The sequence below is a fragment of the Psychromonas sp. KJ10-5 genome (assembly GCF_055808325.1).
On record NZ_CM147864.1, the window covers coordinates 2,682,530 to 2,697,207 of the forward strand.

8 protein-coding genes are annotated in these 14,678 nt (G+C 35.6%); 3 read left to right on the top strand and 5 right to left on the bottom strand.

Going from position 1 to position 14,678, the window contains the following annotated elements:
• Window positions 1–71 precede the first annotated feature (71 nt).
• Complete coding sequence (locus tag AC0L3W_RS11855) at window positions 72–1,262, bottom strand: potassium/proton antiporter (RefSeq protein WP_290039515.1); 1,191 nt, start codon at window positions 1,260–1,262, stop codon at window positions 72–74.
• 401 nt (window positions 1,263–1,663) lie between these two features.
• Here AC0L3W_RS11855 and AC0L3W_RS11860 point away from each other — a divergent pair, with 401 nt between their 5' ends.
• Together AC0L3W_RS11860 and AC0L3W_RS11865 are read left to right on the top strand one after the other, a co-directional pair.
• Window positions 1,664–2,782 carry an FIST signal transduction protein gene (locus tag AC0L3W_RS11860; RefSeq protein WP_290039516.1) on the top strand — a complete coding sequence of 373 codons (1,119 nt, stop codon included), beginning with the start codon at window positions 1,664–1,666 and terminating at the stop codon, window positions 2,780–2,782.
• 15 nt (window positions 2,783–2,797) lie between these two features.
• Window positions 2,798–4,615, top strand: a complete 1,818-nt coding sequence (locus tag AC0L3W_RS11865; RefSeq protein WP_409438808.1) for a putative bifunctional diguanylate cyclase/phosphodiesterase — start codon at window positions 2,798–2,800, stop codon at window positions 4,613–4,615.
• 55 nt (window positions 4,616–4,670) lie between these two features.
• Here the strand turns inward: AC0L3W_RS11865 and AC0L3W_RS11870 are convergent, their stop codons facing one another.
• From AC0L3W_RS11870 to AC0L3W_RS11885, 4 genes are all read right to left on the bottom strand, one after another.
• Window positions 4,671–7,730, bottom strand: a complete 3,060-nt coding sequence (locus AC0L3W_RS11870) for a chemotaxis protein CheB (protein WP_409438807.1) — start codon at window positions 7,728–7,730, stop codon at window positions 4,671–4,673.
• A 74-nt stretch (window positions 7,731–7,804) separates the two neighbouring features.
• Window positions 7,805–10,390, bottom strand: coding sequence for an EAL domain-containing protein (locus AC0L3W_RS11875; RefSeq protein ID WP_409438806.1), 2,586 nt, complete (start codon window positions 10,388–10,390; stop codon window positions 7,805–7,807).
• Between the two features lie 79 nt (window positions 10,391–10,469).
• On the bottom strand, window positions 10,470–10,889 hold the full coding sequence (locus AC0L3W_RS11880) for a response regulator (RefSeq protein ID WP_290039520.1): 420 nt from the start codon (window positions 10,887–10,889) through the stop codon (window positions 10,470–10,472).
• A 29-nt stretch (window positions 10,890–10,918) separates the two neighbouring features.
• The gene (locus AC0L3W_RS11885) at window positions 10,919–12,820 is read right to left on the bottom strand and encodes a sensor histidine kinase (RefSeq protein WP_409438805.1); all 1,902 of its coding nucleotides are present in this window, start codon (window positions 12,818–12,820) and stop codon (window positions 10,919–10,921) included.
• A 476-nt stretch (window positions 12,821–13,296) separates the two neighbouring features.
• Here AC0L3W_RS11885 and hpxO point away from each other — a divergent pair, with 476 nt between their 5' ends.
• Entirely contained in the window at window positions 13,297–14,451 is a 1,155-nt protein-coding gene (gene hpxO, locus AC0L3W_RS11890; protein ID WP_409438804.1) for an FAD-dependent urate hydroxylase HpxO, read from the top strand.
• Window positions 14,452–14,678: the final 227 nt, after the last annotated feature.

Consider the following 14,678-nt stretch of genomic DNA (forward strand, 5'->3'; position numbering starts at 1 on the left):
ATTATTATCTTGTTTAGCTACTATTAACGCTAAATGTTAAAAACAGAAATGAGGTGATATTTAAGAGGTTCTTATTTTTCTATATTAAGCTGTAACTTTTTAGCTAAAGGCTCAATGGCAGCCCCCTGCAAAAATACAGAAATTAAAACAATAAAGAAAACCATATCAACCATAATTAAAGATGATTCTACGCCAGCTGCCGCTGGGATTAATGCAAATACAATTGGCGTTGCACCTTTCAAACCAATTGAGGAAATAAACAAACGTTTTCTCCAAGTTGTTTTGGGGAAGAACAGATAACATATTTGCACTGCTAACGGTCGAGCAATCAAAATTAATAGTAGAGCAGGTATAATCGATTGATATAAAACATCAAATAATTGATTTGGAAAAATCTGTAATCCAAGTGCAATAAACATTAGTGCTTGCGCTAACCAAGATAAGCTATTAAAAAAATGTTTACTTATTTCCCTGCCTCGCTTTAAACCATTACCAATTATTACCCCAACCACATAAGAGGCGAGTAATATATTGCCGCCAGCCAGTTCACTACCATAAGTAGCTAAAACAAAACTCACTAAAACAAACACTGGGATGAGGCCGTACTCTTCCAGCTTGATATGATTCAACAGCCATATACATAAGCGTCCAACACAAAATGCAATAAACAAAGCACTAAAGATTTGCGTGACCAACTCTAAGCTAACATCACTTACAGATACCGCAGTTTCTGGTGTTAATGCCATTCCTGTTAATAAAACAACTAGAATTAATGCAATCGGGTCATTAGTAGCAGATTCAAACTCTAATACTGTATCCGTTTTCTCTTTTAGTTTTAATTTTTTAGATTGTAGTATAGAAAATACCGCTGCAGCATCAGTAGAGGAGACAATGGCAGCAAATAAAAGACACAAAATAAAGGAGAAGTCTAATAACCACCATAGAATAAGCGAAAAGAATAATGTAGTTAATAGCACACCCAAGGTAGATAAAACGCTTCCTTCACGGTAAGCAACTCGTACACTTCTTTTGGAGGTGTTTAGCCCCCCAACAAATACAATAATATTAAGCGCAATACTACCGACTATTGATGTTAATGCGAAATTATCGTAAACAAAATCAAACTCACCATTACCAAATAATAACCCTACTCCCATAAAGATAAGCAAAGAAGGGATACCAAAGGTACGCGATGGATGGTGTAGGAGAATACCAATACCAATTAAGGCAGCAATACAGATCAGTATAAGTTGGTATGACATTAGCTATTTATTTTCCTTCTGTAGTAGTCATTATTATTAGGCTGTAGGATCAAAAGAAACAGTCGAATGCTGTATCTTATTTATTAAATGATAGTTTAATTGTACTGGATAATAGAATTAAAAGAATCCAATTATTATATCTTTACTGAAGATTAATCTTCAGGCTACATACGACTTTATAAAAACATAAAAGTTTAAAGCCCACCTAAAATACGTACCAACTGGCTAGATACAAATCAACTTAGTGAAGGAAATAGAGTCTAACTAATCACAAAGTGGGATATTGATTATAAAACACTTAGGTGTATTAAAAAAAATAGGCTATATTTTTATTTCACATAAATATTACCAAGTCATTTTAGCACCCCATATTAAATACTGTTAAATAAGGAGTAAGCGTTATGACAGAGGCTTCTATTGTTCGATTTACGAACAGTTCCTCTATAGATGAATTAAACATAGCTATTAATATTGTTTGCCAAGAAAACATCCAAGGCCTGTTGTTATTGACCTGTGTCGATAACAATTACCTTGAACCACAGATCAATAAAATACTATCTGATTGTCAGTTACCGATCGGTGGAGGTATGTTTCCTAAGATTATATATCACGGAAAAAATTACTCACAGGGTGCGATTATTGTTGGTTTAAGAATTAAGCCAGAAATCATTAATTACCCTATGTATAACAGTGATGAACGTGATATTGACCAGTACATTCAAAGCAATAGCTTAGTTATTCAACATCATAAAAGCTTTCTTATCCTTTCCGATGCATTATGCAATGCCAGTGAAGATTTTGTTGACCACTTTTATAATTATATGGGCTCAGGCGTGACTGTCATTGGTGGAGGTGCAGGCTCTTTAGATTTTTTACCGCGGCCTGTCATTTATACAAATCAAGGAGTTAAAGGTTATATCACACAAGTTATTGCACTACCTTGCTCATTAATAAATAGCATCGGTCATGGTTGGGAAATTGCTGATGGCCCATACTTAGTTACTTCCGCAGATGGGCATTATGTCCACTCGTTAAATTACCAATCAACTTTTTCATTATATAAAAAGGTGGTTCAGCAACAAGTTGCTGTGCCTCTATCAGACAACTTTTTTGTCGAATACGCAAAAAGTTTTCCGCTAGGGATGGCCTCTTTAGATGGAGAAATTTTAGTAAGGGATCCGATACAAACCAATGCTTCATATTTAGAATGTGTTGGTAATGTATTAGTTAATTCAATGGTTTATTTACTAAAAAGTGATAAACACAAAATGTTAGCTTCTACTCAAAAGGTAGCTAATGAAATTGCTCTAGATAAACAAGAAAACAAGACATTACTATTGTTTAACTGCATCAGCAGGGATTCATTTCTTGGAACAGATATCAACGAGGAATTAAGTATCATACAAAACACCCTGCCAGAAACGCCATTAATTGGTGCCATGGCATTAGGTGAAATTGCAAATACGGATAACGGATCTATTCGATTACTTAACAAGACTACGGTACTTGGCGCATTTTAAGGATTTAACTGCTAAATGAATACAGCGATGCACATTATGTCGATTCAGCACCAATTAGTATTAGCCATTGGTGAAGAAACTGATTTAAAGAAAATGTTATACACATTCTTACACCTTGCTGGGCAATGTTTGAATACCACTAATAACCATATTTTCATCATGCAAGATAAGCAAGGCACGCCTGTATACCAACTAAATAACGACGCTTCTATTCAACATTTTTTAAGTTTCCCCAGTAGAAAAGAGGGAATCAACACTAATCAATCATCGCAGTTAATGAATTTAGTCACTGATTTTTTCGAAAAAAATATTGACTCAGAAGTTACCCAATTCAACTCATCATTTTATTATTTGTTTAAACTAGGTGAATTTGGAGTCTTTATTATTGAGCGAAGAAATGCCCTTAGTAAAGAGATTCAAAGCGCCTTACCGCAAGTTATTAATAAACTCACTAATAGTTGTATCGCCTCTATCAATTACCACACTATGGTATTTGAAATTAAAATGCGTAAAGAGGTGGAGGCGCAAATTCGTTATCAAGCTACCCATGATGATTTAACTGGTTTATATAACAGAATGGAAGTACAACGTTGCTTAACTAAAGCTATCCAAGCAACCACAGTAGAAAAAAAGACAGGTTATGTGCTATCCATTAATTTAATGAATTTCAAAAGTATTAATGATGCAATTGGTTATCATGTTGGCGATAAAGTATTACGACAAGTAGCGGATAGAATTAAAAACTCTACGGACAAAGAGACCACTATTGCGATCTTTAATGGTCATGAATTTATTTTAATTATTGACCATTTACCAGCAAACAAGATGAAAGCACAACTTATCATTGGCGATATTATCGCTGAAATCATCCATACCATTGAACACCCTTTTGAGCTGGCAGAAGGGAACTTCTCTTTATCTTGTTTTATTGGTTATGAACGATTTACCGATAACAGTAAAACAGCTCAAGATATTATTAAAAATGCCAGCATCGCGATGTATGAAGCATTTAAAAAGTCCAAAGATAAAGCCCTCGCTTATAAATTAATTATGTCAGAACAACTTAACCAACATATACGTTATACCAAGGAGATTAAACAAGCCTTAATCAATAATGACTTTGAATTACATTACCAGCCACAATTCGATCATCTATATAACATGATAGGTGCAGAGGCATTGTTAAGATGGAATCATCCAACACGAGGTTATGAGTCGCCCGCAGTTTACATCCCTATTGCTGAAGAAAGTGATTTAATTATTGAAATAGGCAACTATGTATTAGAGCAAGCATGCCGAGATATAAAACGTTTAAGACAACGTGTTTTACCTACTTATTTCGAACAAATCTCCATCAATGTGAGCGCTAAACAACTTGCTAAACGAGACTTTGTAAACAACGTAATCGCCATGGTTAACAAATATCAAATCCCCGCTTCTTCGTTAAAAATAGAAATAACAGAAAGTATTATGATGGGGAATTTAGAGCGGTCTATTGATGGTTTAAATACCCTGTTAAAATTTGGCGTAACCTGTGCGATTGATGATTTTGGAACCGGTTATTCTTCGCTAGCCTACCTAAAACGTCTACCTGCTAGTTTACTTAAAATAGATCGCTCTTTTGTCACAGACATTCATTTAGATCAAAGTAATAAAGCTATCATTAGTATGATTATCCAACTTGCGAAAAGCGTTAATATGGAGGTTATTGCAGAGGGTGTCGAAACTGAAAAAGAAGTGAATTGTTTGATTGAATTAGGCTGTTATAAATTTCAAGGTTACTACTTTAGCCGCCCTATCACTTTTAACAAGTTACTCGAATACAGACATTAATAAAAAGCGATTAAGTTCCCCCCTAATCGCTTTATGATTTCACAATAGTTGAACGTTAACGATCAGAAATTTCAAACCTTTGTACAATGTCTTTAATCTCTTGACGCTCTAGCACATAATCAATACTACGCACCAATAAAGGCTTAGATAGTTCGTCTTTACTAATCACATCAATGACTTCATTTGAAAGAAAGGATTTATCCATTACCGATTCTTTTTGACCTGATAATAAAATAATAGGTGTATCTATATTCTTGATCTTCATTGCTTTCACAAAATCTTCTGCAGTGTTTGGACCTAACTGATAGTCCAATAAACATACATCTACATTCATACGCCCTGCTAACTCTATGGCTTCTTCTAGGGTTTTAGCTTCTACAATGGTATAAGAGCGCTCTTCAGACGCTTTGAAGTATCTTTGCACTCGTAAACGATCCACTGCATCATCATCCACTACCATCACTGTCACATGTTGATTAACTTCAATACGATGATGTAAGCGTTTCGAGCGATTAATTAACAGCGCTTTAAATTGCTCCTGTGCTTGCACCAACGCATTTTCCACAAACTTTAGCCTAGATATGTTAGTAATCGTAATAAGCACACCATGTTGTGCTGATGCGCTCATATCATCACTAACCGCATAAGGCGCCATTCGTATTAAAGCAGTTTGTCCCGCTTTAGTGAGTATATCCTGCTCTACCACTTCTCCTTTAGTACTAACATTACCAATTTGAGTTAAGAAGTCGCTGTAATCTAACTCATGAGAAATATGATGAATTGGACGACCTATATCCGACGTTCGTAAATTAATGTAGTTAGTTGAATGTGGCGTGTATTTACGAATAGTTAAATTTTCATCAAGGAAAATAATACCTAAATCCGTAGAATTGATGACGTTATCTAAGTCCATATTCGCTTCTGTTAATTGCGATATTTTCTCTTGGTATTCACTGTTAACCGTATATAACTCTTCATTGACCGACTGTAGTTCTTCATTGGTACTTTGCAGCTCTTCGTTAGAAGACATTAGCTCCTCATTCCCAGATTGCAGCTCTTCGTTGGTTGTTTCCAACTCTTCGATAGTCACTTGTAGATGCTCTTGTTTTTTAACCAGCTCTTGCTCCAAGTCATGAATGCGCTGTAAAGACTGCTCTCCACCATCAAAGGTGATTGATTTAGGTGACTTTCTAATAACATCACCTTGTTCGTGCACGATAAATTGTAAAATATACGAACGAGGAGAACTTTGATGATCACTTTGCTTGACCATAAACACAGCCAGGTCAATGAAGCTTGGCACACCATTTAAAGTACAAGCAACATCGCTATAAAAGACATCTTCTTGATTCTTTTCACTGCGGTATAATGCGGTAGAGACCGCAATAGCAAGATCGTCACAAATCATATCTTTGATATTTAGACTAACTTTCCCTCGCCCTAAACCTTTGGTATAAGGGGTCATATCACCATAAACATGGACAGCATCAAAACGCTCATTTAATACAACACAATCCGGAGCATAGTGATCAATTAAACGCTCCATCACCATATTATATTTATTATTACTCACCATTCTTGAAGAGTGTATATTGGTAGAGGAGTTGGCCGATATCACTGATGTGGCTACATTATGTTTCAATGATGCAGGTTCTTTTGCAGGTAAACGCGCCGCACTCACTTTTTGGAAAATACGCGTTCGCTCATCAACCGTATCAAAGTGAACAGCCATATCGCCTAACGATTCAGAATTGCCTAAAAATAAATATCCATATTGCTGTAGAGCAAAATAGAATGATAAAAACACTTTCTGTTGTGCATTTTGCTGGAAATAAATTAACGTATTTCTACAGCTAAGCAGGTTAATATTTGAAAATGGAGGATCTTCAATCATATTATGTTGGGCAAATATAACCATCTTACGTAGCTTAGCAGATACAACATAAGCATTGCCCGTAGGTTCAAAATAACGATTTAATCGACTCTTAGAGATATCTTGTACTATTTCAGCAGCGTAAACACCTGTGCTAGCTTCTGCTATCGCATCTTCATCCACATCCGTTGCAAAAATTTTAACTTGACGATCAATTTTATACTTCTCTTTTGCTTCATCAAACAAGATAGCAATAGAATAAGCCTCTTCACCTGACGAACAACCGGCTATCCATACACGAATAGGGTCTTTACCATTCCCCGAAGTTAATACCTTATGTACTGCCACTGATGTTAATTTATCAAAGGCTTCATCATCACGGAAAAAGTGCGTTACATTGATCAACAACTCTTTACTTAAAATAGACACTTCTCTTGGAGAGTCAGTCAATAATCGTAAATAAGCATCTAGTGTTTTTAACTGGTTAATCCCCAGGCGACGCTCGATACGGCGAGATACTGTAGAGGGTTTATATTGCGCAAAGTTAATTGAAGATTGCTTTTTTAATATATCGAAAATGTCTTCTAATACCTTACTGTCAGCATCAGAGGCAGTAAAAGAACTCACAGGCGCATCACCTTTAATCGATGGGTGGTTAATAAAATCTACTAGGCTTTTACCCATTTCGCTTGGTAACAATACCATATCGGCCAACCCCGTTTGATAGGCATTGGTTGGCATTCCATCAAATTTTGCAGAGTCAGTTTTTTGTACAACGACTAGTCCACCGGCTTCTTTCATAGCGCGAATACCACGAGTTCCATCAGTACCTGTACCGGATAAGATAATTCCAATCCCTTTATGTTGCTGATCTTCAGCTAAAGATCGTAAAAATACATCAATAGATAAACACGGTAACCGGTCTGGCATCTGATCTGATAATAGAAGTTTACCTTCAGTTATCAACATATTCTTACGAGGTGGCATCAGATAAATAGCATTGGCTTCGATATCAATACTATCGGAAACTTCGTAAATAGGCATATCCGTGTATTTTTTTAACAATTCAGACATCATACTTTTATAGTCAGGCGAAAGGTGCTGTACAACAATATACGTGGCACCTGTATCAGATGGGAGATGACCAAAGAACTCCTGTAGCGCTTCTAAACCACCAGCTGAAGTACCGATACCCACGACATGTGAAGGTGTTTTATGTTGTGTATTTTTAGATCTAATCACATGCATCTCGCTATCTATAATAGTATAGTTAAGTTATATAACTTATTGTTAAAATTAAGAGTTAATATTAATTTTTAATGTTTCGATACTTTGTATTGTTTTAATAATTCACAAGCATTACTTTGTGCTAAAGGTTTATGAAAATAGTAGCCTTGATGACACAAGCAACCTTGCGCAATTAACCAATCTTTGGTTTCAATATCCTCGACGCCTTCTGCGACTAAACCTAATTCAAGCATTTTACCTAGGCCTATAATCGCTAAAACTATTTTTTCAGCTTCATTGTCTCGAAGAATATCCATTACAAAGCTTTTATCTATTTTGATGTAATTTAATGGCATTTGACGTAATAAACCCAAAGACGAGTAACCCGTCCCAAAATCATCAAGGGCAATTAAAAAACCAGCTTCTTTTAGCTTTCTTAAATTCTCTCCAGCAATCGTAGGGTCTTGTATAAAAGCAGTTTCTGTTACTTCCAATGTAAACCAGCTTGGATCTATTTTTTCTTTTTTAAACAATGCAATAACTGAGTCAGAAAATTCAACAAGGTGGAGTTGTTTAACAGATAAATTCAGGCTTATTTTTTGTGGGTGAACCAATAAATCTTGTTCTATCCACGATTTAACTTGCACAATAACCTGGTAAAATAACCATTCAGAGAAAGCTTGAATTAGCCCATTCTCTTCCATTGCCAAAATAAAAATATCAGGACTGATTATCCCTAACTCGGCATTTGACCAACGAGCTAACACTTCAAAGCCCATAATGTTTTTTGTCTGGGCTTGCATTAAAGGTTGTAATACAAAAGAAAATCCAGATTGTGTTAAGTTATTCAAGTCTGTAGTCAAATAATTTAATAACGATAAATCCTTCTCAAAACCAGCTTCATAAAAACAAAATTGGTTTCGCCCTGCATCTTTTGCTTCATATAATGCTAAATCAGCCTTTCTTAGAATATCGCTGGGTTGCACATTATGCTCTGTCGCAATGGCCACCCCAACACTGCAAGAGAGAACCATAGACTTACCTTCGATCTTGAAAGGTAAGTTGACTGCACTCACTATTTTATTAGCAATAGGAGCAATAACACTTTCTGTCATCAGGTCAGTGAAAATAATAGCAAATTCATCTCCCCCTAAACGTGCAATGGAATCCTCATCTCGAACCACCGACTTTAAACGTTTAGCTACCTCTTGAATGACTAAATCACCTACATGGTGCCCCAATGTATCGTTAATATTTTTAAATCGATCTAAGTCTAAAAACATTAACGCACTAATACCGTGACGTGGGACTCGAGCCAGGGCAAATGTTAATCTATCTGTAAAAAAGGCGCGATTAGATAGCCCAGTTAAGTGATCATAATTAGCCATTTTCTGTAGTTTTTTTGAGTGGGTTCGCTCTGCCGATATATCCATCATAGTAAAAATGAAACCAGTCACCTCAAAGCGATCATTAAACAACCCAACAACATTAATAGACACCCATAAATTACGTTCTACTAGCGATACCAATTCAATTTCGCCTTTATAATTATTAGAGTGAGAAATCGATCGTATAATCTCTAATTGGAGTTCGTTAGCGTTAAGGTTATTAATAGATGAAAGCCAGCCTTGTTCTAATGATTGCTCCTCATTTTGTCCAGTATATTTAGCCCAAGTTTGATTGGAGTATGAACAATTAAAGTTTTTATCTGTTTGCAAAATAGCCATGGGAACAACACTAGTTAAGGCATTGAACCTTTGCACACTGGCATTATAAATTTCTTGATTAATGCTCACTTCCGTTTTTTCATTGATCATTAATCCAAAACAGTGACTATTTAAATAATTTACATCAAAGAGATGAATATCAACATGAATGGACTGATGTTCATTTAAAACCAATTTTACATTTGACCACTGTTGTTTTTCTAAGTGGCCTAAGAAAAAGAATTTAGTGATAACAGTTAATAAACGAAAAGCAATACTTGGTAATGTTCTATTAACTAACTTTTCAATAGACGGCCAACCGCGTTCTAGATTTGAGTTAAAAAGGCTTTGAGCTGCAAGGTTGGATTTTAATACTTTAAACTCATCATTAAAAATAAACGCTGGGTGAAAGGTATTTGTTAATAAAGATTCTAAGATAAGCTTGCTTTGGTTATCAGATGAAGTATTGAGTTTATTTTCAACAAGCCCAGATGGAGATAGCGTTAAGCGTTTTTTTTGATTTTTTAAAAGTGTAATAGTCGCTAATAGAAATGGATTTACATCAATTAATTTTTGGGAATGAAAAGACAACGCTATATTCACTAACACGATAATAGCGTAAATATTTTCACTTTCACCGATTGGGATATAACGTAAATTATCAATGTACTTATTACTCAATAACCCATCATCAACTTGATCTACTGCCTTATCGTAGAAATAAGGAGTTACCATACAATCTTTATCCATAAAGTAATCAGTTAAGTCTTTGGTTAGCTGGTTTTTAATGGGCTCAAACAGCATATCAGGTGCAATCACAACCCGAGATTCTAGATTAACATTATGTGTATTCAATTCATCATCAACTAAAAAACCTAGGGCATAATCTGATTGATTAATCCTAGCTAATTTTTCTACACAATGTTCCAAAATGTCATTATTGGATTTTGTAATTTGCTGTAATTTCAAAAAAACCTCTTCCTAGTTGAGTATTTTTTTATTATTCGAGATAAAACGCTGTCATTTATAAAAACAATGTTCCCCATCATTATTTGGGCAACATCACTACTCGCCAATAACAATCTAATAATTTAATGACTTTATCAAAACCAGCCTTCACATCAGATTTAACAATATAACCAGCTATATTCTCATTGTAAGCAGCTACCACATCTTGATCCGCAGAAGATGTGGTCAAGACAAAAATAATAGAGTCTTTTAACCTATCATCTTGACGGATATGTTTTAAAAACTCTACCCCCCCCATAATCGGCATATTTAAATCTAATAGTATAATGTAGGGGCGAACTAAAGCAGCTGGCTCTCTTAAAATTGCTAATGCATCCACTCCATTTTTTGCTCGAGTAATAGGGTTAGCTAATTTTAATTTTTTAAAGCCTCTCTCTACCGCTTTAGCATCAATGTCATCATCTTCTACCAACAAAATGCTTACTTCACTATATTCCATACATGCTCACTTTATATTTAAATCAAAAATTATTTATCTGAAACGTTTTTAGGCCAAGTGAAATAAAAAGTGCAGCCTTCACCCTCACTAGACTCAATTTCTACCCGTCCGTTGTAATGCTCAACTATTTTTTTAATTAACGCTAACCCCATGCCACTTCCTTCCGTTTCATCTCGTGGTTTGAGTGTTTTGAACATTTTAAAAATTTCTTCTTGGTATTTAACAGAGATACCAGGCCCATCATCTGTAACACTAAACTGGTAAAAATCACCTTCATCCGCACAATTAACACTAATCGAGCCCAACTCTTTATGATGATGCTTAATCGCATTATTCAATAGGTTACGTATTACTTGCTCAAAAGGAGCTCTAAACGTAGAGAAGATAGGTAACTCCCCCTCAATATTTAAAGAAAAACTATTCAAAGGTGAAACTAATACAAATAGGTCATTTACTAATACATTACTATCAATTTCAGAGATACTATCTGACCGATGATTAACTTGAGAATACTCTAGTAAGTCATTTAACAGACTTTCTAAGCGCCCGATCCGATTTCTCATCATTTTAAGGTGATCTGGGATCTCTTCTAAGTTCCCCTCTTCAATGTCCTCGATTACCCAAGTGGCTAACTGGTCGATGCCTCGTAATGGAGCTTTTAGATCATGTGATGCCACATAAGCAAATTCATCTAACTCTTTATTTGATCTAGCTAACTCTTCTGCATATGTTTGCGTATTAAGCTTTGCTTGTTCAGCCTCTTTCATTAATCGAGAAAGTAAAACTCGTTGTTTTTCCAAAATATTTACATTTTCTTTAAGTTGCGAATTTTTATCCGCTAAAGACTGAGTACGTTGTGTTACTTTTTTCTCTAAACTACTATTTTGACTTTTTAGTTCTTCACTCAGGAGAGTAATACTTCTTGCTCGCTCAATGGAAACAAGCAATGCGTAGATAGCAATACCAAGTAATAGACTAATCGTAATACCTCCAGCTAAAACCCACTTAATAACAGGAGGAGACTCAAGACTTTCTATCAATTGTTGATTTAATGAAACATGCAACTGCCATTGACGTTCAGGTACCTTTAAATCATAGCTAAAAAAGTGAGAAGTTGTATCCATTCCATATAACAAGTCCACATGGTTAACATCAACATCTAGCAAAGTGAGCTCAAGCCCTTTTATATCTGCATATTTTTTAGCGCTTTCCATCAAAACATCGATTTTAAAAACACCCGTCACATACCCGCGCAATGCACTTATGCGTTGTTCGATAGTGTCGGTTGCTAAACCTTTGTTATAAACAGGTGCAATAATTAATGCCCCAATCAAACTTCCCGCTTCTCGTACTAAATTGATTTTACCGGTAGTCGACATCATGCCACTATTTCTAGCAAACTCTAATGAATTACGACGAACCTCATTACTGCTTAAATCGTAACCCAATGCTTTTTTGTTTGATTGAATTGAACTGAAATAAGTTACTGGGGTATATTCATCTTTATCAGGACTGACAATTAACTGACCATTCTCGTCTCGTTGCACAATATTAAAGCCAGGATATTCAGCTCTTAATCGCGCTAGATATTCACTTTTTTGTTCTGATTTAATTAAAGGAACCCAACTTAGAGCTTGAATGTAATTACGACTTTTTATATCTAAAATTTCCATGTAACGATTAAATTCAAGTTGTGATATTCCACCTTTACCCACACTATAAAATGCTTGTAAACCACGCAAATCATTAAGGGATTTATCGATAGAGTCTTGAAGGTAGTATGAAACTTGCTTTGCAGTGTTCTCTATTTTTAAAGCGCTTTCTGACTTTAATTGACTAGCTACTTTCAAAGAAACTGAATAAGTACTTAAGATACCGAATACACTTATAACGACAGAAACCGCAAGTGACTTAATAGATATTTTTTTCAATGAAAAATCCTTTAAAAAGTAGGAGTACATGTAAAAATTCAAGGTGAACTTAATAGCAAAACATTATGGAGATTTTAGTTTATTAGAAAATGAGCTCATATTGACTAATCAATAAAAAGTATAGCACTAAAAACAGTTACCTATTTTAAAGTACAACCGAAACTTCCCCTTTTATTTATATCTTCCTTTTTATTCGATCTTGATACCATAATTTAACTCTCCTACATCAACCTAACGCACAAATATAGAGCGAATCGCACTATCATGTAGCAAAAATGACTAGATTAAATACCCAACAAAAAACTAACCATATGGTAAGTAAATGGTTTTAGCCTTTTCTTAGGTTGGCACGTTGGTTGCACTACCTTCAATACAGCAATGTATTAGCAACCAATAAATGCATAGAGAAATAACAAGATATCGCTAATACCAATAGACCGAAATTGAATAACAACGCATTAAGAAAGGGAAATATCATGAAGGCATTAATAATAGGCGCAGGTATTGGCGGTATTTCAGCAGCAGTATCACTCAAGCAGCAAGGCATTGAATGCGAAGTATTTGAAGCAGTAAAAGAGATAAAACCAGTCGGAGCAGCCATTTCGGTTTGGTGCAACGGAGTGAAATGTATGAATCACCTCGGCATGGGGCATATTATGGATAAACTAGGTGGTCCGATGCTCAATATGGCCTATCAAGATGGTAAAACCGCAGCAATAATGACACAGTTTAGTCTAGTTCCGTTAATTGAAGAAGTTGGGGAGCGACCATGTCCTGTGTCACGTGCAGATTTACAATCAATGATGATTGATCATTGGGGTAAAGAGAAAATTCAATTTGATAAACGTATTGAACGTGTAAAGCAAGATGAGCAAGGTGTGACGGCCTATTTCACCGATGGTAGTCGCGCACAAGGTGACTTTATGATTGCAGCTGATGGTGCTAACTCTGTAGCGCGATCATTTGTCCTCGGTCATTCTGTCGAAAAACGTTATGCAGGTTATGTAAACTGGAACGGTTTAATTGATGTTGATACATCAATAGCACCAGCAGATCAGTGGACAACCTTCGTTGCCGACGGGAAACGCATCTCCCTAATGCCTATTTCGGATAACCGTTTCTATTTCTTTTTTGATGTACCACTACCATTAGGTTTAGCCGAAGATCGAAGTACCGTAAAAGACGATCTTAGCGGATACTTCTCAGACTGGGCTGAGCCAGTACAAAAACTTATTCAAGCCATTGACCCATCTACGACTAATCGCATTGAGATTCACGATGCTGAACCATTCACTACCTATGTTGATCGACGTATTGCTCTATTAGGGGACTCTGCTCACCCTACGACACCAGATATTGGTCAAGGAGGTTGTTCTGCAATGGAGGATGCTGTTGTACTCGGTCAAGCTTTTACAGAAACAAAAGATATCCACACTGCGCTGTTAGATTATCAATCTAAACGTAATCAACGTGCGAAAGATCTAGTACTCAAAGCGCGTAAACGCTGCGATGTAACACATGGTGTTGATATGGAAGTGACTCAAGCGTGGTACCAAGATCTTAAAAAAGAGACTGGTGAAAATATAATGGCAGGTTTAAAAGAGACGATCATCAGTGGCCCTTTGGGCTAAAAAATCGATCCCGCATTACGATTTAATATTAAATTTCATCATTTAACCAATAAGTATGCTGATATTGACTAACAGGTATTCAAGAACCTGTTTTTCAGCATACCCACCCTTACCTAATGCAAACTAATAAAGCCTTTATCGGCGATTAATTTCAGTTAGATATAGTGACTATAAGCAACTATAAAACCCGTGTATTATCGTCTTATCATTTATATTTATAAAATCGA

Bases quoted from the DNA above. Each gene is read 5' to 3' on its own strand.
- AC0L3W_RS11855 (WP_290039515.1), bottom strand. From the start codon at position 1,262: ATGTCATACCAACTTATACTGATCTGTATTGCTGCCTTAATTGGTATT.
- AC0L3W_RS11860 (WP_290039516.1), top strand. From the start codon at position 1,664: ATGACAGAGGCTTCTATTGTTCGATTTACGAACAGTTCCTCTATAGAT.
- AC0L3W_RS11865 (WP_409438808.1), top strand. From the start codon at position 2,798: ATGAATACAGCGATGCACATTATGTCGATTCAGCACCAATTAGTATTA.
- AC0L3W_RS11880 (WP_290039520.1), bottom strand. From the start codon at position 10,889: ATGGAATATAGTGAAGTAAGCATTTTGTTGGTAGAAGATGATGACATT.
- hpxO (WP_409438804.1), top strand. From the start codon at position 13,297: ATGAAGGCATTAATAATAGGCGCAGGTATTGGCGGTATTTCAGCAGCA.